Origin of the sequence: Pseudomonas sp. NFACC42-2 (assembly GCF_900116055.1) — a bacterium.
Taxonomy (GTDB): Bacteria; Pseudomonadota; Gammaproteobacteria; order Pseudomonadales; family Pseudomonadaceae; genus Aquipseudomonas; species Aquipseudomonas marginalis.
The window spans coordinates 118,561-145,450 of sequence record NZ_FOZO01000001.1; the positions used below are offsets into that span (position 1 = coordinate 118,561).

Annotated in this window: 22 protein-coding genes and 2 pseudogenes; 14 read left to right on the forward strand and 10 right to left on the reverse strand. The window is 59.7% G+C overall.

What is annotated here, in order from left to right:
- Window positions 1-73 precede the first annotated feature (73 nt).
- The gene (locus tag BM416_RS00505; protein WP_092484153.1) at window positions 74-1,027 is read left to right on the forward strand and encodes an alpha/beta fold hydrolase; all 954 of its coding nucleotides are present in this window, start codon (window positions 74-76) and stop codon (window positions 1,025-1,027) included.
- Here the strand turns inward: BM416_RS00505 and BM416_RS00510 are convergent.
- Window positions 1,020-2,558, reverse strand: coding sequence for a hypothetical protein (locus tag BM416_RS00510; RefSeq protein ID WP_092484156.1), 1,539 nt, complete (start codon window positions 2,556-2,558; stop codon window positions 1,020-1,022). The genes BM416_RS00505 and BM416_RS00510 overlap by 8 nt on opposite strands.
- 250 nt (window positions 2,559-2,808) lie before the next feature.
- Between BM416_RS00510 and BM416_RS00515 the strand changes: the two genes are divergently transcribed.
- Window positions 2,809-5,937 (forward strand): Ig-like domain-containing protein, encoded by a 3,129-nt coding sequence (locus BM416_RS00515; protein WP_092484159.1) that lies wholly within the window; start codon window positions 2,809-2,811, stop codon window positions 5,935-5,937.
- Window positions 5,938-6,189: 252 nt separating this feature from the next.
- Here the strand turns inward: BM416_RS00515 and BM416_RS00520 are convergent, their stop codons facing one another.
- A complete protein-coding gene (locus BM416_RS00520; protein ID WP_092484162.1) occupies window positions 6,190-7,140 on the reverse strand; it encodes an alpha-E domain-containing protein in 951 nt (316 codons plus the stop codon).
- A gap of 2 nt (window positions 7,141-7,142) precedes the next feature.
- Window positions 7,143-8,552, reverse strand: a complete 1,410-nt coding sequence (locus BM416_RS00525) for a circularly permuted type 2 ATP-grasp protein (RefSeq protein WP_092484165.1) — start codon at window positions 8,550-8,552, stop codon at window positions 7,143-7,145.
- Between the two features lie 395 nt (window positions 8,553-8,947).
- Here BM416_RS00525 and BM416_RS00530 point away from each other — a divergent pair, with 395 nt between their 5' ends.
- The 3 genes from BM416_RS00530 to BM416_RS30700 all read left to right on the forward strand — a co-directional run bounded on the left by BM416_RS00530 (window position 8,948) and on the right by BM416_RS30700 (window position 9,924).
- Window positions 8,948-9,493: a hypothetical protein gene (locus BM416_RS00530; protein ID WP_027605795.1), complete on the forward strand. Its 546-nt coding sequence runs from the start codon at window positions 8,948-8,950 to the stop codon at window positions 9,491-9,493.
- 72 nt (window positions 9,494-9,565) lie between these two features.
- The gene (locus BM416_RS00535) at window positions 9,566-9,778 is read left to right on the forward strand and encodes a hypothetical protein (protein ID WP_092358066.1); all 213 of its coding nucleotides are present in this window, start codon (window positions 9,566-9,568) and stop codon (window positions 9,776-9,778) included.
- 11 nt (window positions 9,779-9,789) lie between these two features.
- On the forward strand, window positions 9,790-9,924 hold the full coding sequence (locus tag BM416_RS30700) for a hypothetical protein (protein WP_256097785.1): 135 nt from the start codon (window positions 9,790-9,792) through the stop codon (window positions 9,922-9,924).
- Here BM416_RS30700 and BM416_RS00540 read toward each other — a convergent pair.
- From BM416_RS00540 to BM416_RS00555, 4 genes are all read right to left on the reverse strand, one after another.
- The gene (locus tag BM416_RS00540; protein WP_065927575.1) at window positions 9,915-11,267 is read right to left on the reverse strand and encodes a cation:proton antiporter; all 1,353 of its coding nucleotides are present in this window, start codon (window positions 11,265-11,267) and stop codon (window positions 9,915-9,917) included. The two genes, BM416_RS30700 and BM416_RS00540, sit on opposite strands and share 10 nt — an antisense overlap.
- A gap of 84 nt (window positions 11,268-11,351) precedes the next feature.
- Entirely contained in the window at window positions 11,352-12,596 is a 1,245-nt protein-coding gene (locus BM416_RS00545) for an EAL domain-containing response regulator (protein WP_092484168.1), read from the reverse strand.
- Between the two features lie 9 nt (window positions 12,597-12,605).
- Window positions 12,606-12,992, reverse strand: coding sequence for a response regulator (locus BM416_RS00550; RefSeq protein ID WP_092484171.1), 387 nt, complete (start codon window positions 12,990-12,992; stop codon window positions 12,606-12,608).
- Window positions 12,977-14,326, reverse strand: a complete 1,350-nt coding sequence (locus tag BM416_RS00555; protein ID WP_092484174.1) for a sensor histidine kinase — start codon at window positions 14,324-14,326, stop codon at window positions 12,977-12,979. The genes BM416_RS00550 and BM416_RS00555 overlap by 16 nt, the downstream gene beginning before the upstream one ends.
- 493 nt (window positions 14,327-14,819) lie before the next feature.
- On the opposite strand from BM416_RS00555, the gene BM416_RS00560 reads away from it, so the two are divergent.
- Window positions 14,820-15,800, forward strand: a complete 981-nt coding sequence (locus BM416_RS00560) for a discoidin domain-containing protein (RefSeq protein WP_092484177.1) — start codon at window positions 14,820-14,822, stop codon at window positions 15,798-15,800.
- 45 nt (window positions 15,801-15,845) lie between these two features.
- A complete protein-coding gene (locus BM416_RS31005) occupies window positions 15,846-16,517 on the forward strand; it encodes a M60 family metallopeptidase (RefSeq protein ID WP_371856030.1) in 672 nt (223 codons plus the stop codon).
- Here the strand turns inward: BM416_RS31005 and BM416_RS00570 are convergent.
- Window positions 16,402-16,911: pseudogene (locus BM416_RS00570) on the reverse strand (sensor histidine kinase); the annotation flags it as partial. The gene BM416_RS31005 and the pseudogene BM416_RS00570 overlap by 116 nt on opposite strands.
- Between BM416_RS00570 and BM416_RS00575 the strand changes: the two are divergent.
- The 6 genes and pseudogenes from BM416_RS00575 to xylB form a co-directional block, all read left to right on the forward strand.
- Window positions 16,908-17,072, forward strand: a pseudogene (locus BM416_RS00575) (cytochrome b); the annotation flags it as partial. The pseudogenes BM416_RS00570 and BM416_RS00575 overlap by 4 nt on opposite strands.
- A 164-nt stretch (window positions 17,073-17,236) precedes the next feature.
- Entirely contained in the window at window positions 17,237-18,769 is a 1,533-nt protein-coding gene (locus tag BM416_RS00580; RefSeq protein ID WP_092484185.1) for a sugar ABC transporter ATP-binding protein, read from the forward strand.
- Window positions 18,762-19,739, forward strand: coding sequence for an ABC transporter permease subunit (locus BM416_RS00585; RefSeq protein WP_027605811.1), 978 nt, complete (start codon window positions 18,762-18,764; stop codon window positions 19,737-19,739). Before BM416_RS00580 ends, BM416_RS00585 begins: the two co-directional genes overlap by 8 nt.
- A gap of 34 nt (window positions 19,740-19,773) precedes the next feature.
- The gene (locus tag BM416_RS00590) at window positions 19,774-20,706 is read left to right on the forward strand and encodes an ABC transporter substrate-binding protein (RefSeq protein ID WP_092484189.1); all 933 of its coding nucleotides are present in this window, start codon (window positions 19,774-19,776) and stop codon (window positions 20,704-20,706) included.
- A gap of 21 nt (window positions 20,707-20,727) precedes the next feature.
- Complete coding sequence (locus BM416_RS00595) at window positions 20,728-21,720, forward strand: LacI family DNA-binding transcriptional regulator (protein ID WP_092484192.1); 993 nt, start codon at window positions 20,728-20,730, stop codon at window positions 21,718-21,720.
- A 16-nt stretch (window positions 21,721-21,736) separates the two neighbouring features.
- Window positions 21,737-23,197, forward strand: coding sequence for a xylulokinase (gene xylB, locus BM416_RS00600; RefSeq protein WP_092484195.1), 1,461 nt, complete (start codon window positions 21,737-21,739; stop codon window positions 23,195-23,197).
- Window positions 23,198-23,447: 250 nt separating this feature from the next.
- Here the strand turns inward: xylB and BM416_RS00605 are convergent, their stop codons facing one another.
- Window positions 23,448-23,891 carry an Lrp/AsnC family transcriptional regulator gene (locus BM416_RS00605; protein ID WP_027605815.1) on the reverse strand — a complete coding sequence of 148 codons (444 nt, stop codon included), beginning with the start codon at window positions 23,889-23,891 and terminating at the stop codon, window positions 23,448-23,450.
- 109 nt (window positions 23,892-24,000) lie between these two features.
- Between BM416_RS00605 and BM416_RS00610 the strand changes: the two genes are divergently transcribed.
- On the forward strand, window positions 24,001-24,903 hold the full coding sequence (locus BM416_RS00610) for a DMT family transporter (RefSeq protein ID WP_092484198.1): 903 nt from the start codon (window positions 24,001-24,003) through the stop codon (window positions 24,901-24,903).
- Here the strand turns inward: BM416_RS00610 and BM416_RS00615 are convergent.
- The gene (locus tag BM416_RS00615; RefSeq protein ID WP_092484200.1) at window positions 24,881-26,860 is read right to left on the reverse strand and encodes a peptidase U32 family protein; all 1,980 of its coding nucleotides are present in this window, start codon (window positions 26,858-26,860) and stop codon (window positions 24,881-24,883) included. The genes BM416_RS00610 and BM416_RS00615 overlap by 23 nt on opposite strands.
- Window positions 26,861-26,890: the final 30 nt, after the last annotated feature.

The window sequence follows — 26,890 nt, forward strand, 5'->3', positions numbered from 1 at the left end:
TGCCATCAATAATGCTGGTTCTTGCACAACGGATCCCCCAGGCTAGGCAAAACCTCCAGGAAAGGCCCCCCCCATGAGCCAACTGCCCCCGCAAAAGATCCCTGTAAACGGTATTGAGCTATGGGTGCATGTCGCGGGGCCGGAACAGGGCCGCCCCATCTGGCTGCTCCATGGGTTTCCCGAGTGCTGGCACTCCTGGCGTGAACAGATACCCGCGCTGGCCGCCGCAGGCTACCGGGTATTGGCCCCTGAAATGCGCGGCTACGGCCAATCCAGCGCACCCCCCGAGATAGCCGACTACGACGTGATGACCTTGTGCGGCGATATCCAGCAGGCCATGGACCATTTCGGGCACGAACAGGTCGTGATGGTCGGCCATGACTGGGGCGCCGTGGTGGCCTGGCACCTGGCGTTGCTCGAGCCGGAGCGCGTCACTCGGTTGGTCACGATGTCCGTGCCTTTCGCCGGGCGTGCTCGGCGGCCGGTGATCGACATCATGCGCGAGCTGTATGCCGACCGCTTCAATTACATCCTGTATTTCCAGGAGCCGGGAGTGGCCGAGCGGGAGTTGGATGCCGATATCGAACGCACCTTGCGCCTGTTCATGCAGGACCAGGATGTGTTTCTACAGCAGAAACCGGCCACCGCCACGTTGCTTGAGGGCACTTCAACGCCCGGTGCATTGCCGCGCTGGTGTTCACAGGCAGACCTCGACGTGTACGTGCAAACCTTCGCTGAACAGGGCTTTCGCGGCCCGTTGAACTGGTACCGCAACTTCGCGCGCAACTGGCAGCGCACCGAATTCCTCGCCGGCCGCCAGGTGTTGCAACCGACCTTGTTCCTGATTGGCGACCGCGATCCGGTCGGGGTGTTTGAGGCCCACACGCTCAAGCGCATGCCTGAGTGGGTGCCTGATCTTGAGCAGCATAACCTGGCCAACTGCGGTCACTGGATCCAGAACGAGCAGGCGCAACGGGTCAATGCGCTGGTGCTCGAGTTTTTAGGGCAGGCCCGGTCGTTCAACTGATGGTCAACACTCGCCGCAAGGATTCGTTCAAGTCGACTGCGCGTGCGCGGGTGAATTTCGTCCCCGAGATCACGTAATACAATTCCGGTTGATAGCCTTTGAACTGTTGCAATTGTTCGCGGTAGATCAGGCGCTTGACGGGGGCTCCTGCCGGCCAGGATGGGCCGACTTCGCGTTTTTCGATATGAACGATGACCTCGTTCAGCGACTTCACATAGCGCAGGATCAGCGAGATTTCGTCGGTTGGCTGGCGCCACGCGTAGTAGGGGCAACTCACCACCACATGCTCCGGGTCATCTGCAATCTGGTCGTTTGGGTAGCCTTCGACCTCGGGGGCTTCCAGACGGACAATACTGCCTCTGACGTCAGCATGGGTTTTCCGGGAGTAGACTTCGAAGGGAGCCGCAGTTCTTCGCACAACGAAACTCACCTCTATGCGGCCCCCAGCGGCGGCGCGAACATCGAGGTAGTCGAAGAACGCTGAATGCGGCCTGCTTGCCGTTTCGATAGGGACAAACCTGTGAACCACGATCACGCCGCCTTTGGGCGGATAGGCGCGGAACATCACATCATAGAGGTCCCCTTTGCGCCCAATGGCGGAAGGGGTGTGCATGTCCACCTTCAGGTCTTGCCCATTGAGCATTTCCAAGTCGACGTAGCCAACCGGCCCGGCGCCCACAATGGCGGGTCCGTCAGTTCTCGACTCGTCCAAGCTCACTGAAACATGCTCGCTCGCTGAGCCTGGCGTTGAAATATTCCCCACCAGATCAAGGATCTCCAACCACACGTTCTGGCGAGCACTGTCACCGGCGTCGACGATGTCCTGGTAAGTCACGGTAATGACGGTGGGCTTCAAAGGATCGACGATTGGCGTGGTAATGATGCTCGACCCCCAATGAACGATGCAGGTATCGCCTGGATGTGCATTCGGGTAGGGCTGGAGGGTGATCGTCACGCCTCTGGAGGCATTGCCCGGGACAATTACCTTTTCAGATACGCTGAATTTCAGTTCTGAATGCCCATCCTCGATCTGGTCATTGTCGTCGCCAGCCGGGAGATCGGTTTTGACCAGGCTCCGCAGCAGATAAGACTGATCGCTGTCCGCCCCCCCGCTGTACTTAACAACATACCCCAGCGCATACGGCCCGTCGGGAAGGAACTTTTGGTCCACGGAGAATAGGTAAACATTGCGGTTTTCTTCGCCTGGCGCAAGCGTCTTCGTGGCAAGTACTTCCACCGCGCCGTTATCGAGCAGCTTTACGACGGCGATGACATCGCCCGGTGCTGCTTGCCAATTTTTGTCTACCTGCACCGTAAGACCGGAGTAAAACAACCAGGCAGGAATACCGGCGTCATAGCCTACGACGTTCTCACTCATGCCGGGGATGTATAACCGGTCCAGGTTCCTTGGGCTGTCCTTTGGCTTGGCAGTGCCCTTCGGTTTGGCAGTTGACTTAGGTTTTGCGGGTTTCGCGCCAGTGGTTTTTTTGGCCTGCGAGCTTGAAGCTGCTGTTTTTTTTTGGACTGGCATGACGGCTCTCCTACCTAAATGGCGACGTTGTACGATTAGCCCGTGTTGTTTACGTCATAAAACCCCTGAACCCGCCCCTTGGCTACTGTCAGAATTAACAGGTACCGCCCGTAATGCACGTAAGGGTGTGCCCACAGCACAAAGCCAAAGGTCACTCGTCACTACCTGTTAATTCTGACAGTAGCCAATCAGTCCCTTCGGGCGTTTGATAGGGATGAACCTCCTGTGAAACGCCTGAAGGACTGTCGCCATGGCCAAGAAAAAAACCTCCACGAAGGCGCTGTTACCGCCCATCGACATACCGCTTCTTGAGCCGCCTGTCGAAGGCGATACCGAAGGCGCGCACGGGGGGATCGGCCTGCGGCACATCGAAAGGGACTTGGTCGTGTACCTGAAAAACCCCAAAGACGGCGTTGGCCCCGGGAGTGTCGCAACCCTTTATTGGGGCAATCGAAATGTACCAGTGGCGTCGACACCGATTCGCGAGGGCGAGGAAAACCTCGACCGCATCCCATTGACGGTGCCGGCGCACCGTATCGTCGAGTATTGGGCCAACCCGGTATTCGGCAAATTGCGGCGCGCCAGTGGCAATGAAACACCCACCGAGGAGCTGAAGCTGCGGGTGAGCCTCAATCGCCCCGCTGGGTTTGACCCGAATGAAAAGGAAGAGGGGCACCAAGGGCTGGTGTACGTCGTACCGCCGGAGATTCAGTTGAACGGTGTCAACGAGGCAGCGGCGCTGGCCGGTGTCCGGATCATCATTCGCCACTGGTTGTACATGCGTGCCTATGACTTGATCATGTTGGCCTGGGGCTCCCAGCGCGTGGAGCATCGCGTGCAGCCCGGCGAAGTGGGCCGTGATATTACCTTGACCGTTGACTACGCCACCATCAGCGCTGCGGGTAACCATCCGCTGACGCGAGTGGCTTACCAGGTCCGGGATGGAGGCGGGAACCTGCCGGATGAGCGCGCCCGCTGGTCGGCATCGTCCTATATTGATGTGCACATGAGCGAGGTACGGCCGGAAGCGCCCTGGTTGGAGTTTCCGAACACCGAGCCGGTGGTCGACCTGGGCGAACTGGGCAGTTGGAATGTGGAAATCGGCGCCTGGATCACCAGCGCGGAGGTTACCGCTTATTCCCATGTGCACCTCATCTGGGCCGGTACTGACAGCGACGACAACTCCATCCCCTATACGACCACCCAAGTGCTGAGTGGGTCGGGTGTCTATAACTTCGAGGTCCCCAACGCGTTGGTCGCCGCGATTGCCGGCGGTACAGTGAGTGTGCACCTGCTGTTTCAGAAGGGCCTTTTTGAGCAGCCGTCCAACAAGCTCTACCTGGACATTGTCGGTGAGGTCGTCAGGTGGCCGGCGCCGACGATTGATGAGGACCTGGGCGGGCACATTGAACCGGATGTGGCCGCGACCGTGCGTTTCCTTCTGCAAGGCAGTTGGCCGCCAGACGGCTATCTGGAAGTGATCTTCCGGGTGAGCAGCCCGGATAACACCATCGAGCATCGGATCGGCCGCGAGGTCGACGATATTGCGCCGACCCCCGAAGGGGACATGTTGTTTACCGTCTACCCCGATGAGCTGGCGCGCTTTGACGGCCACCTCGTGGAAGTGTTCTACGCCCACACACGCCCCGGCAGTCGGCCGCAGGAGTCCCTGCGGTTGCAGGTCATCGTGGGCCAGCTTCAACGCACCATGCCTGCACCGATCATCGAGAAAGCGATCAGTGGCCAGTTGAATCCGGATGATATCGGCGCTTATGCGAAGGTGTTTGCGCCCTTCACTGAAACAAAACGGGCGGACTGGATCCGGATGTACTGGATCGGTCCACGGGCTCGTACCGATGTCGCGGTTCAGGTGCCCGTTGACGGTGCCACCACCGAGCACGACATCGAAAGTTACTACGTGACCAACAACCTGGATGAATCCGTCGCGGTCTTTTATACCTCGCGCCGTGGCGACGATCTGCGTTATTCACTGATCACCGAAGTGCTGATCAGTCGTGGCGTGGGTGATTTGCCTGCGCCAATGTTGTTCGAAGCGCAGGTGACCGGCCCGGACACTGCCGAACTGGACCCGCTCAGGGTGCAGCTCGGGACCAAACTGGTGGTGAGCTACGTTGGCATGCGCGACGGTGACTCCATCAAAGTCACCATGGCCGGTGCGGGGGATGGCGGCTCGCCGGATATCCCGGCCAAACCGGGTAATGAAGCCTTGCAAAAGGTGGAGTTCGATATCACCAAGGCGGCGATTCACGCCAATATTCGTGATGTTGCCACCACCGTGAAATTTACCTATGTGGTGACTCGCAACGGGGTGCCGAAGACCTCAGACACCTTGACGGTGACCGTGAAGCCGCTAGCGCTGGAGGAATTGGCGAAGACGGTTTTGCAGATCAATCAGGCCAACCCTGCGACCAAAGTACTGGACCTGGGCGCGTTTACCGGTGACGCCCAAGCCCGCGTCGGGGTCTGGCCGTTTATTACCACGCCATACCCGGTCTGGTTGTGGTTGCGGGGAAGGACGGCGGCCAACGTTATTCATGATCGTTTGGTGTTCGACGGGGCCAATACGTCGGCGGTCACTGCGAACTGGATCTCATCCGGGCGAATTGAAGCCACAATCCCACGTATCTACCTGGATGGGTTGGGCCAAGGCACTAAGTTGCAGATGGAGTTCAAGGCGGCGGTGAGTCTTAGCAAGGTTGAGGCCGATGCGATGACCTTTCCGGTGGTGGAGTACACTGTAAATAAAGTTCGGCCATTGTCGATTGATCAGACGATGATGGAATTGAATGGTGTTAAATTACTACAGTCCTATGGACTATCTACTAAGGAAGTACCGCGGAATACGGATGTTCGTACAGCGAGCGGTGGCGCCCCAGGTAGACGCTACATTTCTTCAGATCCGTTAGTTGCAAGCGTAGATTCTTCCGGAAAAGTGGTCGGTCTTCGCACCGGATTAGTGACTATTACTGTTGAAGATGGAGCAGGTTCAAGAGTTTCGTATCCAGTGAGAGTCTCCAATGTATTCGTTATGAAATTAACACCCATTACCGATAGATTGTCGTTTGATCAACTCAGTCAGTGGGCCCACGCACAGGGTGGTATTCAGTTGCCAGGTGCCGATGATTCTACTCCAATAAGTAGAGCTTTTATAGCGAACTTTTCCAATTATCATCAGTTTCTTCGACAAGTAAGTGCAGGCATGGATCCGCGTTATAGAGTCGTATGGCAAGCTCCGACAAGGGACAATATTGTGGCGGGGCACTATATAGATGAAAATGGTGAACCAACGGCTGTTGCTTATGGCCCAAGCGGCATGGCAGGGTTTGAAGGGCCAGCTTTTACCTTCGTGCCAACGTAAGGAAAATCAGTTTAATGAGTGTATGTTTCAAGGATTCGTTAGATGATTTTATATAAAGGAGGGCGAGCGAAAGTCTTGCCTGTGGGAGGGCTTAACCAGGCAAGTCTCCCTCCATAGAGAACAAATTCGCGCGCGATTAGCCCCCTGCGTCGAAAGTACAATGGACACTCTGCTTCGGCCCTTGTGCGTTCGTGAAGAAGAGCGTCACGGGCTGCATTCCCACGCAGAGACTGGGAGCGATCTTCATTGTAATTAGATCACTTCCAAATAAGAACTATGAACCGCTCGCGCCAACTCCCGCACCGTTTCGATAAATTCCGTAAGACGACTATGCAAGCCGTCTTCGAGAATCTCATCAATCCCCGTATACCGCAGCCGAGCCTCAAACTCCGCCGCCAACCGCTGCGCTGTACGCCCATAACTGCCGGGCAGGTCCGCAAGGATATGGCTCAACTCTTCAATGCACGCATGCAACGAACGCGGCACGTCACTGCGTAATAACAGCAACTCCGAAACCGACCGCGCATTCAGCGCATTCGGATACAGCTCCGTATACGCCTCGAAGGACGATAACGCGCGGAGCAGGGCGCTCCACTGGTAATACCCGCGTGCCGACAGGTCGCTGACTTCTTCCGACTCTTCGCCGAACATCTCATAGCGCGCGTCCAGCAGGCGCAGGGTATTGTCCGCGCGTTCGACGAAGGTGCCCAGGCGAATGAACCGATAGGCGTCGTTGCGCATGATGGTCCCCGAGGTCGCGCCGCGGAACAGGTGCGAACGCTGCTTGACCCAGTCACAGAAGTGGCTGATGCCATGCCGCGCCAGGCCACCGGCGGCGATGCTGCGCATTTCCAGCCAGGTGGCGTTGAGGTTTTCCCACATGTCGGCAGTGATGCGCCCGCGCACCGCATGGGCATTGCCACGCGCGGCGCGCAGGCAGTTGTAGATGCTGGCGGGGTTTTCTTCGTCGAGGGCGAAGAAGTGCAGCATGCGCTCGGCATCCAGGGTTTGATGGCGCTCCAGGTAACTGTCCAGGGTGCCGCTGCTGAGCAGCGACATCGCCAGTTCGTCCAGGCCATCGCTACGCCCGGCTTGGGGCATCAGCGACAGCGAGTAACTGACTTCGAGCATGCGCGCCAGGTTCTCGGCGCGCTCCAGGTAGCGGGACATCCAATACAGATCTGCGGCGGTTCTACTCAACATACTCAGCCCTCCACCACCCAGGTGTCCTTGGTTCCGCCGCCTTGCGACGAATTGACGATCAACGAGCCTTCACGCAATGCCACCCGCGTCAGGCCACCGGGCACCAGGCGGGTTTCCTTGCCCGAGAGCACAAAGGGCCGCAGGTCGATATGCCGGGGCGCGATGCCGTTTTCGACAAAGGTCGGGCAGGTGGACAGGCTCAGGGTCGGTTGGGCGATATACGCATGGGGGCGGGCCTTGATGCGTTGGCGGAAGTCTTCGATCTCGGCGGCGCTGGAAGCGGGGCCTACCAGCATGCCGTAGCCGCCGGAGCCCTGGGTTTCCTTGACCACCAATTCGGCCAGGTTGGCCAGTACGTGGGACAGTTCATCCGGCTTGCGGCACTGGAAGGTCGGCACGTTTTGCAGGATCGGCTCTTCATCCAGGTAAAACTTGATCATCGCCGGTACATAGGGATAGATCGACTTGTCGTCGGCCACCCCGGTGCCAATGGCATTGGCCAGCACCACATTGCCGGCGCAGTAGGCCGCGACCAGGCCGGGCACGCCGAGCATCGAGTCCGGGTTGAACGCCTGCGGGTCGAGGAACGCATCGTCGATACGCCGGTAGATCACGTCCACGGCCTTGGGCCCGTCGGTGGTGCGCATGAAGACCTTGAGGTCGTGCACGAACAGGTCGGCACCCTCCACCAGTTCCACACCCATTTCCCGCGCCAGGAATGCATGTTCGAAGAACGCGCTGTTGAAGCGCCCAGGCGTCAGCACCACCACATTGGGGTTATCCAGGCGGCTGGAGCTTTTCAGGGTCTTGAGCAGCAGGTTGGGGTAGTGGTCCACCGGCGCGATGCGCTGCTTGGCGAACACCTCGGGGAACAGGCGCATCATCATCTTGCGGTCTTCGAGCATGTAGCTCACGCCGCTGGGGGTGCGCAGGTTGTCTTCGAGCACATAGTAGGTACCGTCGCCATCGCGTACCAGGTCCACCCCCGAGATGTGGGAATAAATATCGCGGTGCAGATCCAGGCCGACCATGGCCTTCTGGTAACCCTCGTTGCCCAGCACCTGGTCCGCCGGAATGATCCCGGCCTTGATGATGCGCTGGTCGTGGTAGATGTCGGCGAGGAACATGTTCAGCGCATTGACCCGCTGGATACAGCCGCGCTCGATCACGCTCCACTCACTGGCGGGGATGCTGCGGGGGATGATGTCGAAGGGGATCAGGCGCTCGGTGTCCTGCTCGTCGCCATAGAGGGTGAAAGTGATCCCGGCGCGATGGAACAGCAAATCGGCTTCGCGACGGCGCTGGGCCAGCAGTTCCGGCGGCGTGTTGGCCAGCCAGCGGGAGAAGTCCTGATAGTGCGCACGGCACACGCCGTTTGCGTCATTCATTTCATCGAAGAAAGATCGAGCCATTCCAGTACCTTGTCAGTGCCGAGGGTAGCCTTGGGTGGCACTGCCGCTTTAAAAAACGCATTTTTTTATGAGCCCGTGGCTGATGGTGCCACTGGGCCTGGTCCTTACTTTCTTATGGGGTCGGCTCTGGGTCGGGGGGTAACGAATGTTCCTGTATTCGGGCAGATGAATGGATAAAGCAATGCGTGTGCCGGAATGGGCATCCCGCGCTGATTTCCCATTGTGGTGAGCCCGCTCACCACAACAAGCTCGCTCGCCACAAAAAAAAGGCAGGCCATGACAAGGCTGCTCACCATAAGGGAGCGGTTTGCGCACCGCGATGGTGCAACAACAAACTTGAACTTCGCCACAGCCCGATTCTTCTAAGGGGTTTCAGCCCAGCAGGGAGCACGGATGTGCCCAGAATCATTTCACCCGATACCCCGGAAGCGAACCTGGCCGACCACAGCGAGCACAACGCCAAGATCTTCGGCTCGCCCAAGGACCGCCTGGACTTCTACCGTCGCGAAATCCAATACGAAACCACCATCCTGGCCAACCGCACCGATGCCTACCTGACGGCGCAGTCGTTCCTGGTGATTGCCTTTGTCTCCGGCATGGGCAACCTCAACCCCGAGTGGGGCAAGTTGTTCACCCTGGTGGTGCCGGTGTTCCTGACGCTGCTCGGCATACTCAGTTCCTTGAATGCCTGGCCGGGGATCCGCGCCGCGTATGAAATCATCGATCACTGGCACTACAAGCAGAGCGAACTGCTGCGCAGCGAGCCGGTGATGGGCATGGCCTACGACGAATCGCCGCTGTTTTCCGAAATGGAGTCGTCCCATAAGGGCTATCGCAAATCGCTGCTGTTCTCCATGCGTGCGCCGTGGCTGTTCATGGTGTTCTGGGTGTTGCTGGGGGCGTACGCGTTTTATATCCAGGTGGATAACCCGGGCTCTTAAGCAATTGGAACTTCAGCGGCCGGCACGGGACCTTACCTTTACGCAGTCTGCGTTTTTCAAACGAGGTGAGCCATGAGCACAGACAAAGACCCCCAGACCAGCAACCGTAACGACCCGGCAATCGACGGCGGCGAACCGGCCCCAGGCACGGCGGCCGATGCACCGAAAGACCCGAAACCCGCCGCCGACCCCAAGGCCAAGGAAAACGACTACAGTCCAGACTTCAAGCCTGAGCGCGAGCCCAAGCCTGAAACCGATGCCGATATCGACACCCAAGGCGGTTAGAGGAGATGGTCATGTCCAAAGAACTGGAAGAAGAACTCAACGATCCGGGCAATGAAGACCCGGGTTCCCTGATGGATGATGCAGAAGTACCGCTCAATGATCTGGATGACGCGGCGGATGTGGGCAATACCGAGCGTCAGGACTGAGCTTTCGCCTGGGCACGTCGTTCATACCACGCGAGCATCGGCTGGGTACTCAAGCCATGAACGACGATGCTCAAGGCGATCACTGACAACGTCAGGTTCACCGCCACCGCGCTGCTGGTGCCGACAAGGCCATGGTTGAGCGCGTAGAACAGGTAGTAGATGCTGCCGATTCCGCGAATCCCGAACCAGCCCATCAGTCCGCGCTGCTGGCGATCGACCAGGCGACCCCAGGGCATTGCAAACACACTGACCGGTCGAATCACGCAGAACAGCAACGCCGCCAACGGCAATGCCCGCCAATCCCAATGACTGGCCAGCACGATGCCGAGCACCGTGACCAGGAACACTTCCATCGAGCGCTCCACCAGGCTGCCGAACGAGAGCATGTCGCCCATCATTACGCCGGCGGCGATCTGGGTCTCGGCCAGCTCGCTCACATCCCCTTGCAGGGCGTGCTCCGGTTCCACCTCAAGATGACCCACCACCGGCAGCGCCAAATGCTCCGATGGCGTGTGCGAGTTGCCGGTTGACCTGAACTCTGCCTGACGCAGCCCGAGCCCGGCGGCGAATACCGACAGAAAACCGTAACCCCCCACCGCTTCGGCCACCACGTAGGCCAGGGCGATCAGGGCGAGGGTCAGGTAGTCATTGGGGGAGAGCGTACTATCACTGTTGTTGACGCGTAGCCACAGGGTCGTGCGGCCAATGCCCCGGCCCATCCAGTAACCGATCAACAGCCCTGCCGGCACCGCCCACAGCAGGTTCTTCAACGCCCAACCGCCTAGCCAGTCACCGTCAAAGCCGCCGTGCTGCATGAAGACCAAGGCAAAAATCACAAAGGGAAAGGCCGTACCATCGTTCAACCCGGCTTCTCCGGACAAACCGAAGCGCAGCGCATCGTAATCCTGTGCATTATTGACCTGTACCAGGCCCGCCAGCACCGGGTCGGTCGGCGCGAGAATGGCACCCACCAACAGCGACACTCCCCACGACAGTTCAAACACATAATGCAGCGCCAGGCAGCTGCCGAGGATGGTCAACAGCATGACCGGCCCGGCCATGCCGAACGCGATGCGCCAGGTGCGATGGCCCAGGGGCAGGCGCAGTTTGAGCCCGCTCACGAACAGTGAAAACAGCACCGCGACTTCAGTGAGGTGCTCCATCCAGCGCGCAGACTGCTTGATGTCCAGGTGCAACAGGTCCACGCCGAGGGGGCCGATGCCCACGCCCAGCAACAGGCACACCGCCGAGGTGGTCACCGGCATCCAGCGCAGGTAAGAGGAGGTGAGGGCAAGGGTCAGCAGCACGGCACCGAGGACGGCCATCCATAGAATAAAAGTCATCGGGAGGGTATCCAGGGCCGTGGTCTATTCACGTTCGAGGCGTGTCGCCGACTGCAGGTTCAATGTGATTGCGTCGCTTTGAATTCATTGGCGATTGATCAGCAGGCGCTCCAGGTCTTCAGTTGGCAGCGGCCGGCTGAACAGGTAGCCCTGGATCTGATCGCACCCCGCCTCCTTGAGGAATGCCAATTGCGCCTGGGTTTCCACACCTTCGGCCACCACCCGCAGGTTCAGGCTATGGGCCAACTCGATAATGGTGCGGGTGATCGCGGCATCCTGGGGGTTGCTGGTGACCTCGCGAATAAACGCAATGTCGATCTTCAGCGTGTCGATGGGGAAGCGTCGCAGGTAGGCCAGGCTCGAATAGCCGGTACCGAAGTCGTCGATGGAGATCTTCACCCCCATGGCGTGCAGGCGTTGCAGGCTGGCGATGGTGTGCTGGGTATTCTCCATCAGCGAGCCTTCGGTCAGTTCCACTTCCAGCCAATGGGGTTCGACGCCGGTCTCATTGAGAATACGCGCGATATCGGCAATCAGGTCGCCCTCGATCAACTGATGGCCGGAGACGTTCACCGACACCTCGACGGCGCCAATCGCGCTGCGCTGCCACGTCGAAATTTGCTGGCACACGCTGCGGATCACCCAACGGCCCACCTCCACGATCAAGCCCAGGCTTTCAAGGATAGGCACGAATATCGCTGGCGATACCGCGCCGTAACCCGGGCGCTCCCAACGCAGCAGAGCCTCCAGGGCGCAGATCTGCCCATCGGCCAACGCGACTTTTGGCTGGTAGTGCAGGGTGAATTCCTCGCGTTCCACGGCGAGGCGCAGGGCGTTTTCCAGGTCCTGGCGGGCCAGGTCGTGCACGTTCATCCGTGCGCTGTCACCGGCATGGTGTTGCAGTTGCTGCTCAAGCAACTGGCTATGGCGCTTGAGTTGATCGCCGTGGCTTTTGAGCCGCAGCAGGTTGCGCACGCGCAGCCACAGTTCGACTCGCTCCACCGGCTTGCTGATGAACTCCTCGGCACCGGTTTCCAGGCCACTGACCCGTGCACTCGACTCGCTGAGAGCCGACAGCATGATGATCGGAATGCTCGCCGTCGCCGCGTCGCCCTTGAGCTGGCTGGCCACTTCGTAGCCGTCCATGCCCGGCATCATGATGTCCAGCAGGATCAGGTCAGGTGGCTGTTTGGCCACCAGTTGCAAGGCTTCCTCGCCGCTGGCCGCCGTCAGGGTCTGGTAGCCCTCATGTTGCAACAGGGTTTCCAGCAGCTTGCGAACCTGGGGTTCGTCATCAACGATCAACAGCGTTGCGGGTTGGCTGGCCATGGAGAGGACTCATCTGAGGGGGGAGAGGGTGGTGTGTTGCAACAGCGTGTCGATCACCTGGTACAGCTCTTTGTAGCGCAGCGGCTTGCTGATGTAGGCATCGCAACCGGCCAGCCGGGTCTTTTCACGGTCTTCCTTCATGGCCATGGCGGTGAGGGCAATCACCGGGATATGGGCGGTGTGTGGATCCTGTTTGAGCAGCGCGGTAGCGGCCAGGCCGTCCATGCCCGGCAGCTGGATGTCCATCAGGATCAGCGCCGGTTGGGCTTCACGGGCCAGGGTCAGGCCGTTCTCGGCGTCAGCGGCCCACACCACCGTGTGGCCGGCGTTGACCAGCAGCAGTCGGGCCAGGCGCATATTGGCCTCGTTGTCTTCGACGATCAGGATATGGGCCATTGCGCCTCCGTGCCGCGGTGGAGTGGCAGCCACACCACAAAGCGAGCGCCCTGGCCTTCACGGCTGGCCACCGCAACACTGCCACCGTGCAGGTCGACCAGTTGCTTGACCATCGCCAGCCCCAGGCCAGTGCCTTCGAATTTGCGCGCCAGGCTGCTGTCGATCTGGCTGAAGGCCTTGAACAGCTTGCCCATGTCCTCCTCGGCGATACCGATACCGGTGTCGCTGACGCTCAATTCGAGGAACTGCTGGTGGGCGCTGGGTTGAAGGGCAAACCCGTGCATCGGCCAATCGCCGGACACTCGCCCGACCTGTGCGCGGGCCACCTGGCGCACCGCCAGGGTCACGGAACTGCCGTGCGCGCTGAACTTCACCGCATTGGCCAGCAGGTTGTAGATGATCTGCTTGGTCTTGCGCAGGTCCAGCGCCAGTGTGCCGAAGTCGCCCTGGCTTTCGAGCTTCAACTGGATGCGTTGCAGGGCGGCTTTTTCGCGCACGATCAACAGGCTGTTGGACAGCAGGCCCGCCAGCTCCACGGCTTCCAGCTCCAGATCCATCATCCCGGCTTCGACCTTGGACAGGTCGAGAATGTCGTTGATCAGCGACAACAAGTGCTGGCCGCTGGTGAAGATGTCGCCTATGTATTCACGCTGGATCTCACTCATGTCGCCCACCAACCCGTCCTTCAACGCCTCGGAAAAACCGATCACTGCATTCAATGGTGTGCGCAATTCGTGGGACATGGTGGCGAGGAACTCGGACTTCATATGGCTGGCATGTTCCAGCTCCAGGTTCTTTTCCTCCAGCGCGCGCTCAAAGCCCTTGCGTTCGGCTTCTTCATGTTTGCGTGCGGTGTTGTCGGTGCCGATCAGCAGGTAACCGATGATGGTGTCATGCCGGTTGCGCAGCGCCGTGACCGAGACCATGGCCGACAGGCGGCTGCCGTCCTTGCGGATATAGGTCAGCTCATAAATATCTTCGATGCCACGGGAGGCCTTGAACACCAACGCTTCGAAGCCCGGCGTGATCGGCGTGTCCAGCTCCAGGCTGAGGGCGGCGGCGCGGGTGATCAGTTCGTCGGGGTCGGAGATATCGGCGGGGGTAATGCGGTTGAGTACATCGTCGGCGGCATAGCCGAGCATGCGTTCGGCGCCGACATTGAAGATCTGGATCACGCCCTTTTCATCGGTGGCAATGCTGGAGAAGTAGGCGCTGTTGAAGATTGCGTCTTGCAAGGCACCGGTTTTCAGCAGGGTTTTCTGGCGTTTGAATTCGACGATTTTTTCAGCCCGTGATTGAGCTTCAGGCGGTGATCCAGTAACCGGTTTGTCCATGGCGGTGTTTTCCAGGCATATCAGGCCCGGCCGTGTCGATGACAGGGCCGCAGAGCATGCTCACAGAAAATCGCGTGGACGCGATGAGGAGGAGATGAGGTCCTCGGACAATAGCAGATACCGCCCGCACTACGGTATGGATACACTCAAACGAGTGTACGCCGGCAAAGGGCGGCGGGCCGCCCTGTTACCGTGCGGCGCGGCGTAGAGCACTCAGATGCTGATGACTTGGTTATCGACATCTATCAATTAGTTAGTTGGGTGTTGCAATACGCAGGTTTAATTCGACGCCTTTTTGGCGAGCGCATGACCGCTAATAATCAGTTGCTTTTGCGCGCTCCCGTAATAGAGCTAATTGATATGGCCAACTGTTATTTATGACAGTGTCAAAATTAATCTGCCGGGCGTAGTGTCGAGCCTATCCAGCTTAGTCTGTGTAGAGATTTTTACGCGCTGGCTTTCAAGCTGGCACTACGTTACTAAAGAGGTGATCATGGAAAATAACATGTGTACTTTCCCTTTGGAAAGCCTGGACTTGGATACAGAATCATCATCCGCGAATTATTCCAGTACTCGATACTTTCGGATGATTATTCTGGAACTTTTTCACGGGGCAAATGTAATTGCTATCTCTGGTTTCGAGGCCAGAAGTGAAACTGGCGCAATCATCGACAAATCAACATGGCGCATACATGAGGTCACCAATCAAAATGCTTCGAATTTGGCGGAAAATGTCCTGGATGAAAACCCAGAAACTTTCTGGTCCACTGATAATTTACCTGAGTTGCGAGGTCACTACATTACTATCGATATGGGGCGCGAGCATACTATCGGCTCTATTTGTTATATTCCGGTGCAAAATACAATTCGAACAACTCACGGTCGAATAAAATCCTATGCATTGGCTTTTTATAATGATCACACAGGCTGGCGAACCGTTAAACATGGAAGTTTTAATCCCGGAAACGCGCCTCAAGATATCGTCTTAATTCAATATACGGATAGGCAGGACCTGTTTTTCATTTCCAGAAAGCATTCTCATATCGAGGACATGATAGACAGAGGTTTTTCTGCTCCCAGAGCCGAGTTTGAACCAACAGGTCTCTACTGTTCAGCAGCCGGCTCCTTCTATGTATATATAGAGAGGGATCTGCCGGGCAATATCGACATCGAGCTATTCATTGGAACAATGGGCCGTCAACCGACGCCGTCCCGGTACAAGTTAACAAAAGGGGCAAATATCATAACGCCGGGACGAGAGGGACTTCTGTATGTCTCAACGATCCATCCAGATCGAAAATTTCTAGTCCCTATCTCTTTCAGAAACGTCAGTCGCTCAGCTTATTATGTGCTCGGAAAAACCACTCGGGACGAATGGCGTCTCGCGCTCGCCACGTCGGCACATATTCCGGTCGCTCAGCTTTCAAGTGGAAAAGCCATCATCGCCATAACGGTAGCTAATGCCAGAAAGTAGGAAGATGAAAATATTGATGAGCTCCTGCATAGTTATAATCGGATTATTTCCAGGGTCGACGAGGTATGCGGGCTTAATCAGAGTGATAGCACAACCCTTCATTGGCCGACCCAGTCCTATTATCAACTTAACGAGAGCGATAGCGATGACGTATATATGTATGCCAGCTACTACTATATAGGATTTCATCGCGAAACGGCACATGCTTTCATCACGGTGGGAGGGTTAACAGGGTACAATGGTTGGGGGCCTTGGCATGAGATTGGGCACTGGTGCCAAATGCCTGTGTGGAACTGGATTGGCACTACGGAATCAACAAATAATGTGATAGCTGCGGCAATGGAGTCTTTGTTTGGAGTACAACCGACCTATATAGATAGGTACGGTGGAAGAGAGCAGGCGGAAAGGTGGCTGGAACGAGATGATAAAAAAATAGAAACGGCGGGCAATATGATTAACTTTGTCATGTTTAATAGGCTCACAGAACTATTTGGCACAGGATTTTATCCAATGCTCTATAGGGAATACAGAAGGGTTTTCAAGAATCCTGACTTCATCAGAGACACGTCGACCTCAGACCTTCGGCGAGATATGTTCGCGTTCATTTCGTCAAAGTGCGCCGGTAAAAACCTGATTCGACACTTTGAGTATTGGGGGTTTGATCTGTCAGATCGTACAAAGCAGAGAATCGTCGACCTGAATTACCCCGAGCTTTAACCAAGTGGAAGGGGTTGAGTGCCATTCTCGCGCTCCATGGAGCCGACATGGGGCATGCCGCGATGCTGAGCATGGTGTGGACTGCTGGCGGTGAGTCGAAGGCATTGCCACGGCTGTAGAAACGCTCGAACAGCCGCTCACTCTGGCTTTCGTCGATGCCAGGCCCCTGATCGTCGACGCTCGGACCCCATCCCCTGGCTGTTTTGCACAACCCCACGGTAATCATCCCATGCTCCGGGGAGAAGTTCGCGGCGTTGGTCACCAGGTTGGTCAGGGCGATGTTGATTGCGCCGGCATCGGTTGTTACGCGGTACTGGGCATCGTCGACGTCGAACACCAGATCGAGGCCTTTGCTCAGCGGCCAGGGTGTCAGCTCAATCAGCGTTTCACGCACTGGTGGCGGTGGACCCCGACCTGGCCAAGCAATTCAAGCACTGGCATGAGTGGCTGGGCAGCGCCGGCTATTGGTTGATCGGCCTGCACGCTGCCGCCGGGCTGTTCCACCATTACTGGGTGCGCGACAACACCCTGGTGCGCATGCTGCCAAAACGTTAAAAATGCCAAAATTGCACTTTATGCGCTTGATGAAACGTTTCTTCTAGCGACAAACGGCCTGCGCAAGCGCTTGCGTAAGTAAATGTATCTGATTAGAGTCGGTGGCAATCGGCTCTGATCAAAGGGGGCTGAACGACAAAAATAATAAAACCAGGAGCTCATTGATGAGCCTTGAACCCTTGCTCGAGATGCAGGGCATCAGCAAAACCTTCAACGGTTTGCGCGTGCTCAAGAATGTCGGCCTGAAGGTCTACCCCGGCGAAATCCACGCCTTGATGGGGGAGAACGGCGCCGGCAAATCGACCCTGATGAAAATCCTCTCCGGCGCTTACCAGGCCGATCCCGGCGGTGAAATCCGCATGGCCGGCCAGGCCGTCGCCACCTTTACCCCCGCCACCGCCAAAGCCCTCGGCATCGCCGTGATCTACCAGGAATTGAGCCTGTGCCCGAACCTGAGTGTGGCCGAGAACATCTACCTGGGCCGCGAACTGCGCCGTGGCTGGACCATCGACCGCAAGGGCATGCAAGCCGGTTGCGTCGAAGTGCTGCAACGCCTGGGCGCCGAATTCATCCCGGCCACTAAGGTCAGCAGCCTGTCGATTGCCGAGCGCCAGCTGGTGGAAATCGCCCGGGCCTTGCACGCCCATGCCAGGATCCTGGTGATGGACGAACCGACCACGCCGTTATCGTCCCGCGAGACCGACCGCCTGTTTGCGCTGATCAAGCAGCTGCGCAGCCAGGGCCTGGCGATCATCTACATCAGTCATCGCATGGCCGAGATCTATGAACTGTCGGACCGTGTCTCGGTGCTGCGCGACGGCCAATACATCGGCGAGCTGAGTCGCGACGCGCTGTCGGCTGAGGTCCTCGTGAAGATGATGGTGGGCCGCGATTTGTCTGGCTTCTACAAGAAGGAACACGCCGCCTACGACCCCGGTGCGGTGGTGATGCGTGTGCGTGACATGGCCGATGGCAAGCGCGTGCGTAATTGCAGTTTCGACCTGCATGCCGGTGAAGTGCTGGGTATCGCGGGGCTGGTCGGGGCAGGGCGCACCGAGTTGGCGCGGCTGATCTTCGCCGCCGATCCGCGCACCAGCGGCACCCTGGAAGTGGTGGGCAAGACCGTGACCCAACTGCGCAACCCGGCGGATGCGATTCGTGCCGGCGTGGTGTACCTCACCGAAGACCGCAAGGCCCAGGGCCTGTTCCTGGACATGAGCGTGGCCGACAACATCAACGTCTGCGCCTGTGTGCCGGATGCCCGTGCCGGTGGCGTGCTCGACCGTGGCCAGGGCTTGAAACGTGCCAATGATGCAATCAAGTCACTGTCGATTCGCGTGGCGTCGGGCAAGGTCAATGTCGGCACGCTGTCCGGCGGCAACCAGCAGAAGGTCCTGCTGGCGCGGCTGCTGGAGGTCAAGCCCCACGTGCTGATCCTCGACGAGCCCACACGCGGCGTGGACATCGGCTCCAAGTCCGAGATCTACCGCATCATCAATCAACTGGCGCAGGCCGGCGTGGGCATCGTGGTGATCTCCAGCGAACTGCCGGAAATCATCGGCACCTGCGACCGGGTGCTGATCATGCGTGAAGGCCAGTTGGTGGCCGAAGTCGGCGGGGCCTCCGGCCACGTCATCTCCCAGGAACGTATTATTGACCTCGCCACCGGTGGCGATCAGGTGGTTGCCCATGGCTGATTCGATGATTGCAACAACAGGCAAGGCCGAACGTGCCCGCGAACTGATGCGCACGGTCGGCATGCTGCCGGTGCTGATCCTGCTGCTGGTGGGCTTCGCCCTGGCCAGCGAGAACTTCCTGACCATGCAGAACCTGTCGATCATCACCCAGCAGGCCTCGGTCAACGTGGTGCTGGCGGCGGGCATGACCTTTGTGATCCTCACGGCGGGGATCGACCTGTCGGTGGGGGCGATCCTGGCGGCGTCGGCCGTGGTGGCGCTGCAGGCGTCGATGTCACCGCAGTTCGGCATGTTCGGGATTGCGGCCGGTATCGGCTTCGGCCTGCTGCTGGGCCTGGTCAACGGTGGGTTGATTGCCTTCATGCGCCTGCCGCCGTTTATCGTCACCCTTGGCGCACTCACCGCCATGCGCGGCCTGGCGCGTCTGCTGGCGGATGACAAGACCGTGTTCAACCCCGACCTGCCGTTTGCCTTTATCGGCAACGACTCGATCCTCGGCGTGCCCTGGCTGGTGGTGATCGCCGTGGCAGTGGTGGCGCTGTCGTGGTTCATCCTGCGGCGCACGGTGATGGGCGTGCAGATCTATTCGGTGGGCGGTAACCCCGAGGCGGCGCGACTCTCCGGGATCAAGGTGTGGAAGGTGCTGCTGTTCGTCTACGCCATGTCCGGCGCCTTGGCCGGGCTAGGGGCGGTGATGAGCGCCTCGCGCCTGTTCGCCGCCAACGGCCTGCAACTGGGGCAATCCTACGAGCTGGATGCGATTGCTGCCGTGATCCTCGGCGGTACCAGTTTTACCGGCGGCGTCGGCACCATCGGCGGCACGCTGATCGGCGCGCTGATCATCGCGGTGCTCACCAACGGCCTGGTGCTGCTGGGCGTCTCGGATATCTGGCAGTACATCATCAAGGGCATCGTGATCATTGGCGCAGTGGCGCTGGATCGTTATCGCCAGTCCGGTGCGCGGACCTGATTTCACTCATACAACAATCACAAGAGAGACTCCCATGAAGCTTAAACACCTGTTTCCTGTCGTTGCCTTGGCCGCCCTGATGTCGCAAGCCGTGGAGGCCCGTGAACTAAAAGCCCTGGGTATCAGCATGGGCTCGCTGGGCAACCCGTATTTCGTGACCCTGGCCGACGGCGCCACGGCCCGGGCCAAGGAGCTGAACCCCAACGTCAAGGTCACCTCGGTGTCCGCCGACTACGACTTGAGCAAGCAGTTCTCGCAGATCGACAACTTTATCTCGTCCAAGGTCGACCTGATCCTGATCAACGCCGTCGACCCGTCGGCCATGGCCTCGGCGATCAAGAAAGCCCGCGATGCCGGCATCGTCGTGGTGGCGGTGGATGTGGACGCCAAGGGCGTGAATGCAACCGTGCAGACCGACAACGTCGAAGCCGGCAAGCTGGCCTGCCAATACCTGGTGGACAAGCTTGCCGGCAAGGGCAACGTGATTATCCAGAATGGCCCGCAAGTCACCGCCGTGACCGACCGCGTCAAAGGCTGTAAAGCCGCATTGGCCGGCGCGCCGGAGATCAAGGTGCTGTCCGACGACCAGGACGGCAAAGGCTCCCGCGAAGGCGGCCTGAACGTGATGCAGGGCTACCTCACGCGCTTCCCGAAAATCGACGGCCTGTTCGCGATCAACGACCCCCAGGCCATCGGCAGCGACCTGGCGGCCAAGCAGCTCAAACGCAGCGGCATCATCATTACCTCGGTGGATGGCGCGCCGGATATCGAGAACGCGCTGAAGACCGATACCCAGATCCAGGCGTCAGCCAGCCAGGACCCGTGGGCCATGGCGCAGACGGCGGTGAATGTCGGCAATGACCTGCTCAACGACAAGGCCCCGGCCGAAGCGGTGACCCTGCTCACGCCAAAACTGATCACCCGCGACAACGTCGGTACGTACAGTGGCTGGTCGAGTAAACATTGATAGCGTGAGAGGAACAGCGTCGTGGTGACCATGGATGACGTGGCAAGCAGGGCGGGGGTGTCGACGTCGACCGTGTCACACGTGTTGAACGGCACCCGCAAGGTCAGCCCGGCCACGGTGCTGGCGGTGCAGCGGGCGATCCAGGCGCTGGGGTATATCCCCAACACCCTGGCGCGCTCGCTGGCGCGGTCGAGTACCAACACGATCGGCGTGGCGATTTCGGCACTGTCCAACCATTACTTCAGCGAGACAGTGCACGCGATTGAAACCGAGTGCGCCAAGCACGGCTACATGATGCTGTTTGTCGACACCCACGACGACCCGGAGCAGGAGCTGCGGGTGGTCACGGCGCTGCATCACCGGCGGGTCGACGGCATTGTGCTGGCGCCGTCGAACGGCTCGATGGCCCTGGAGTACCTGCGCGCCAACGCGATTCCGGCGGTGCTGGTGGACCGTATGATGAGCGAGCAGTTTGATCAGGTCGGGGTGGAGAATGCCCAGGCCACCCAGGCGCTGATTGAACACCTGATCGGTCACGGGCACCGCCGCATCGGCTTTATCGCCGGGCGCACGGGGTTCAGCACCACGGATGAGCGGGTCGCGGGTTACTGCGCGGCATTGCAGGCGGCGGGGCTGGCCTTCGATCCGCAGTTGCTGGTCAACGGTGGCTCCAACACCGAGCCGGCGCGCCAGGCCACGGCGCAGTTGCTGGGCCTGGCTTCGCCACCCACGGCGATCATGGCCGGCAATAACCTGATGACCCTCGGCGCGATGCACGCCTTGCGTGACGCGCAGCTTGAAGTGCCGAGACAAATGGCCCTGGTGGGTTTTGATGATTTTGACTGGGCGGATTTTTTCGTGCCGCGCCTGAGCCTGATCGCACAGCCGGTCAAGGCCCTTGGCGCCCGCGCGGTCGACCTGTTGCTGCAACGCATGGCGTCGCCTGACGCAGCGCCTCAGAGCGTGCGCCTGGCGCCGACCCTGCAGTTACGAAACTCCTGTGGCTGTCATTGATGGGAATAACACACGCATGAACAGTCCTGTTTCCCTGGGCATTGACCTGGGTACGTCGGAACTCAAAGCCATCCTCATGGACGCCACGGGCGCGGTGCTGGCCCATGCCGGCGTGCGCTTGAGCGTGTCGCGCCGGCACAGCGGCTGGTCTGAACAGGCGCCGGAAGACTGGTGGCAAGCCTGCTTGCAGGCGTTGCAGCAACTGCGCCAGCACCAGGCGTTTACCCGCGTGGCCTGTATCGGCCTGTCGGGGCAGATGCACGGCGCGGTGTTGCTGGGGGCGGACAACCGCGTGTTGTACCCGGCGATCCTATGGGACGACTCCCGTGCCGTGGCCGAAGCCGAACGCCTTGGAACGGAGTTTGCCGAGGTAACCGGTAGCCTGCCCATGGCCGGGCTGACCGCGCCGAAACTGCTGTGGTTGCAACGGCATGAACCCGAGGTGTTCCAGGCGATTGATTGCGTGCTGTCGCCCAAGGATTACCTGCGCTTGCGTTTGAGTGGCGAGCGCATCAGCGAGATGTCCGACGCGGCGGGTACGTTGTGGCTGGATGTGGCGCGGCGGCAATGGTTTACCCCAATGGTTCGCGCTACAGGCCTTACGCCCGGGCAATTGCCCAGGCTGGTGGAGGGTGGTGCGGCGAGCGCGTCGTTGACGGCCATGGGACTGGGCCTGTCAGCTGACGTGGTGATTGCCGGCGGTGGCGGTGACAACCCTGTGGCGGCGGTCGGCATCGGCGCGGTCAACGCCGGTGACGGCTTTATCACCCTTGGCACCAGCGCGGCCATTGTTGCGATCACCGATCACGCTGCAGGCAACCCGGCCAGCGCAGTGCACAGCTTCTGCCACGCGCTGCCCAACCGCTGGTACACCATGGGCGCCATGCTCGCCGGCGCCAGTTGCCTGCGCTGGGTCACACGGCTGACGGGTATGGCCGATGAGCAAACGTTGCTGGAGCAGGTGCAGGCGCAATTGCCGATTGAGCAGCACGTGCCTTTGGAGACGCCGTTGTTCCTGCCGTACCTGGCCGGCGAACGCACACCCCACAACGATCCTTTGCTGCGCGGCGGTTTCATGAACCTGGGCCACGATTGCACGCCGGCGATGCTCGGCTATGCGGTGATGGAAGGGGTGGGTTTCGGTTTGCTCGATGCGTTGCGCGCGGTGCAATCGACCGGCGCCGACGTTACCGCTTTTGCCCTGGTGGGTGGCGGTGCGCGCAGTGAGTACTGGGCGCAGCTGCTGGCGAATATCCTGCAGCGGGAAATCTTCACCTTGCAGGGCAGTGAATTGAGCGCGTGTATTGGCGCGGCGAAGCTGGGGTTTGTGGCGATGGGGCAGGGGGCGGAGCTGCTCGCGGCGGGGATGCCGGTCAAAGCCCGGTACAAACCTGACTTGACGCAGCAGCCGGTGTTGGAGGCGCGTTATCGCAAGTTTCAAAATTTGCTGCCCGCCGCAAAGGCCCTTCACGACTAGGCTCCTGTTGTGGTGAGCGGGCTTGCCCCGCGCTGGGGCGCGAAGCGGCCCCTAAACCTGACTACTCACTATGCCTGGATAAACGCGGTGCCTTTATTGGGGCTGCTTCGCAGCCCAGCGCGGGGCAAGCCCGCTCACCACAACAAGCCTGCTTGCTACAGGAAGCTTGTTTGCCACAACAAGCCTGCCTGCCACCGGAAGCCTGCTCACCACACCAGGCCCACTATCCACAAGAGTCGGTGTATACGGTTCAGTCGTTGGTCAGCGGCGGCAAACGTCGCTTCACCGGGGTTTTCTTGACGATGGCGGTGTTGGTTTCGGCATAGGCGTTGATCCGATCCAGCAGGCTGTCGAGATGGTCCATGGTGCGCACATGCAGGCGTGCGATAAAGCAGTCTTCGCCGGTGACCTTGTCGCATTCGGTAAACTCCGGGATCGCCTGGATCTGGCGCTCCACCTCCTGCAATTTGCCGGGCAGGGGGCGGATGCGCACGATGGCTTGCAGCAGGTAGCCGAAGTGCCTGGGGTCGATGTCGACGGTGTAGTGGGTCAGCACGCCGCGTTCTTCCAGGCGGCGCAGGCGTTCGCCCACACTGGGCGAGGACAGCCCGGTGATGCCCGCCAGGGCCTTGAGGGACAGCCGCGAGTCATCCATCAAGGCGGCGATCAGTTGCTGGTCGATGGTGTCAATCATGGAGTTCGCCTAATAAGAAAAGGTGATTGCGGGATTCTGCCTTTTTTACCCACTGGAGCCGCTCACCAGCAGATTGCCATAATTGAGCCTCACTTGAGGAGCATCAATCATGGATTCATCCATTCGTCGCGGTTCGTGGGAAATGATCGCCGCCATGCTGATCTCGGGCACCATCGGCTGGTTCGTGCTGGTGTCCGGCGTGTCGGTGATCGAAGTGGTGTTCTGGCGCTGCGTGATCGGCGGCCTGAGCCTGTTGCTGGTGTGCGCGCTGCTCGGCTACCTGCGCCTGGACCTGCTCAGTTGGGCCACGTTCGGCCTGGCGATGCTCAGTGGCGTGGCGATTGTCGGCAACTGGTTGCTGCTGTTCGAATCCTATTCCCGCGCCTCGATCGCCATCAGCACGGCGGTGTACAACGTGCAGCCGTTCATGTTGGTGATGCTGGCGGCGCTGTTCCTCGGGGAAAAGATCACCGTGCAGAAACTGGCGTGGCTGAGCCTGGCGTTCCTGGGAATGCTGGCGATTGTCACGGCCCATGGCGATCAGCCAACCGGCGACGATTACCTTGCAGGCATTGCCCTGGCACTGGGCGCGGCATTGCTGTACGCGATTGCCGCACTGATCATCAAGCGTTTGAAGGACGTACCACCGCATTTGATGGCGTTGATCCAGGTGACCACCGGCGCAGTGTTACTGGCGCCCTTGGTGCCTTGGAACAGCTTGCCTGCCACCACCAACGCCTGGGCGGCATTGGTCACGCTCGGCGTGGTGCACACCGGCTTGATGTACGTGTTGCTGTATGGCGCGATCCAGAAACTGCCCACCGCCATCACCGGCGCACTGTCGTTTATCTACCCGATTGCGGCGATCTTCGTCGATTGGATTGCCTTCGGGCATCGCCTGGGTTGGCTGCAATGGCTGGGAGTGGCGGCGATTCTGCTGGCGGCGGCGGGGTTGCAGCGGGGCTGGTGGTGGCCCCGCTCCCACAGGGTCAGTGCGTGCCCTGAAAGATGATATTTTCCGGGTTGAAATGCTCCACCACACTGCCCGGCTGCGGCAACCCAAGGATATGCCCCTTGATCTTGCCCACCACATGCATCTCGCAGGGTTTGCAGTCGAACTTCAACGTCAGCACTTCATCGCCGTGAATCAACTGCATCGGCGCGACCTTGGTCTTCACCCCTGTCACCCCCTTGGCCTGTTTAGGGCACAGGTTGAAGGAGAAACGCAGGCAGTGCTTGGTGATCATCACCGGCACTTCGCCTTTCTCTTCATGGGCTTCAAAGGCTGCGTCGATCAGCTTCACCCCGTGACGGTGGTAGAAGTCGCGGGCTTTCTGGTTGTAGACATTGGCCAGGAACGACAGGTGCGCTTCCGGATACACCGGCGGCGGCGTGGTTTCGGCCTTGCGCCCGCCACGGGGGTGGGCGGCAACACGGGCGGCGGTCAACGCTTCGATCACTTCGCGGCGCAATGCCTTGAGCTGCGAGTTGGGAATGAAGAACGCCTGCGGTGCATCCAGTTCGATACGGGTGGCGTGATACTCGGTGGTACCGAGTTGGCCAAGCAGGTCGCGCAGGGTGTCCAGCGCCTGTTCCGGCTTGTTGGCCGCGCCAAACGGGCCGGGCAGGGTGACACTGGCGTGGATGCCTTCTTCGCTGGTGGCGGTGACGTCCAACTGCTCTTCACGCAAACGCGCGACCCATGACAGGCCGATACGGCGTTCGGCCGAAGTCTTGAGCAATGCCTGCTGCCAGTTATGGTCCAGGTTGCGGTTCAGCGGGTGGTTCGGGCGCAACTGATGCAGGCCGGCCGGCATTTCATTCGGCTCGACGCGATAACGGTAGCGCTTCTCGCCGTCCTCCTCGAATTCGCCCTTGGGCTCGGCGATGTTGGCGCGGAACCCCACCACTTCGCGCTTGACCAGCACATTGAGGCCGTCGCCGTTGGACAGCGGCTCATGGGTGATCACTTGCAGATCACGCTTGCCGGCTTTTTCCACCACGCCCACCGGCAAACCGGTGAAGGTCGGGGTGTCGAAGGCGCCGATGTCGATCTTGCGGTCGCTGACAAAGTAGTCGGTGCTGCCACGGTGGAAGGTTTTTTCCGGGTCGGGCAGGAAGAAATGCGCGGTACGGCCGCTGGACGCACGCGCCAGGTCCGGACGGTCTTCGAGGATTTCGTCGAGGCGCTGGCGGTAATAGGCGGTGATGTTCTTCACATAACCCATGTCCTTGTAGCGGCCTTCGATCTTGAAGGAGCGCACGCCGGCTTCCACCAGCGCACGCAGGTTGGCGCTCTGGTTGTTGTCTTTCATCGACAGCAGGTGTTTTTCAAAGGCCACGACGCGGCCCTGGTCGTCTTTCAAGGTGTACGGCAGGCGGCACGCCTGGGAGCAGTCGCCACGGTTGGCGCTGCGGCCATTTTGCGCGTGGGAGATATTGCACTGCCCGGAGAACGCCACACACAGGGCGCCGTGGATAAAGAACTCGATGGCGGCATCGGTCTCGTCGGCGATGGCGCGGATTTCCTGCAGGTTCAGCTCGCGGGCCAACACCAACTGCGAGAACCCGGCCTGGTCGAGGAACCTGGCGCGGCCCAGGGTGCGGATGTCGGTCTGGGTGCTGGCGTGCAGCTCGATGGGCGGAATGTCCAGCTCCATCACGCCCAGGTCCTGCACGATCAGCGCGTCGACACCGGCGTCGTAGAGCTGATGGATCAGCTTGCGCGCGGGTTCCAGCTCGTTGTCATGCAGGATGGTGTTGAGGGTGGTGAAGACGCGGGCGTGGTAACGACGGGCGAATTCCACCAGTTGGGCGATATCGCTCACCTCGTTGCACGCGTTATGGCGCGCGCCGAAGCTCGGGCCGCCAATGTAGATGGCGTCGGCGCCATGCAGGATGGCCTCGCGCGCGATGGCGACATCGCGGGCAGGGCTGAGCAATTCCAGGTGATGCTTGGGCAAGGACATAGTTTTTTTAGTCAGGCTTGTCACGGTTGA

Coding starts and splice junctions, on each gene's coding strand:
- BM416_RS00505 (WP_092484153.1), top strand. CDS start 74: ATGAGCCAACTGCCCCCGCAAAAGATCCCTGTAAACGGTATTGAGCTA.
- BM416_RS00510 (WP_092484156.1), bottom strand. CDS start 2,558: ATGCCAGTCCAAAAAAAAACAGCAGCTTCAAGCTCGCAGGCCAAAAAA.
- BM416_RS00515 (WP_092484159.1), top strand. CDS start 2,809: ATGGCCAAGAAAAAAACCTCCACGAAGGCGCTGTTACCGCCCATCGAC.
- BM416_RS00520 (WP_092484162.1), bottom strand. CDS start 7,140: ATGTTGAGTAGAACCGCCGCAGATCTGTATTGGATGTCCCGCTACCTG.
- BM416_RS00525 (WP_092484165.1), bottom strand. CDS start 8,552: ATGGCTCGATCTTTCTTCGATGAAATGAATGACGCAAACGGCGTGTGC.
- BM416_RS00535 (WP_092358066.1), top strand. CDS start 9,566: ATGAGCACAGACAAAGACCCCCAGACCAGCAACCGTAACGACCCGGCA.
- BM416_RS30700 (WP_256097785.1), top strand. CDS start 9,790: ATGTCCAAAGAACTGGAAGAAGAACTCAACGATCCGGGCAATGAAGAC.
- BM416_RS00540 (WP_065927575.1), bottom strand. CDS start 11,267: ATGACTTTTATTCTATGGATGGCCGTCCTCGGTGCCGTGCTGCTGACC.
- BM416_RS00545 (WP_092484168.1), bottom strand. CDS start 12,596: ATGGCCAGCCAACCCGCAACGCTGTTGATCGTTGATGACGAACCCCAG.
- BM416_RS00550 (WP_092484171.1), bottom strand. CDS start 12,992: ATGGCCCATATCCTGATCGTCGAAGACAACGAGGCCAATATGCGCCTG.
- BM416_RS00555 (WP_092484174.1), bottom strand. CDS start 14,326: ATGGACAAACCGGTTACTGGATCACCGCCTGAAGCTCAATCACGGGCT.
- BM416_RS00560 (WP_092484177.1), top strand. CDS start 14,820: ATGGAAAATAACATGTGTACTTTCCCTTTGGAAAGCCTGGACTTGGAT.
- BM416_RS00580 (WP_092484185.1), top strand. CDS start 17,237: ATGAGCCTTGAACCCTTGCTCGAGATGCAGGGCATCAGCAAAACCTTC.
- BM416_RS00585 (WP_027605811.1), top strand. CDS start 18,762: ATGGCTGATTCGATGATTGCAACAACAGGCAAGGCCGAACGTGCCCGC.
- BM416_RS00590 (WP_092484189.1), top strand. CDS start 19,774: ATGAAGCTTAAACACCTGTTTCCTGTCGTTGCCTTGGCCGCCCTGATG.
- xylB (WP_092484195.1), top strand. CDS start 21,737: ATGAACAGTCCTGTTTCCCTGGGCATTGACCTGGGTACGTCGGAACTC.
- BM416_RS00605 (WP_027605815.1), bottom strand. CDS start 23,891: ATGATTGACACCATCGACCAGCAACTGATCGCCGCCTTGATGGATGAC.
- BM416_RS00610 (WP_092484198.1), top strand. CDS start 24,001: ATGGATTCATCCATTCGTCGCGGTTCGTGGGAAATGATCGCCGCCATG.
- BM416_RS00615 (WP_092484200.1), bottom strand. CDS start 26,860: ATGTCCTTGCCCAAGCATCACCTGGAATTGCTCAGCCCTGCCCGCGAT.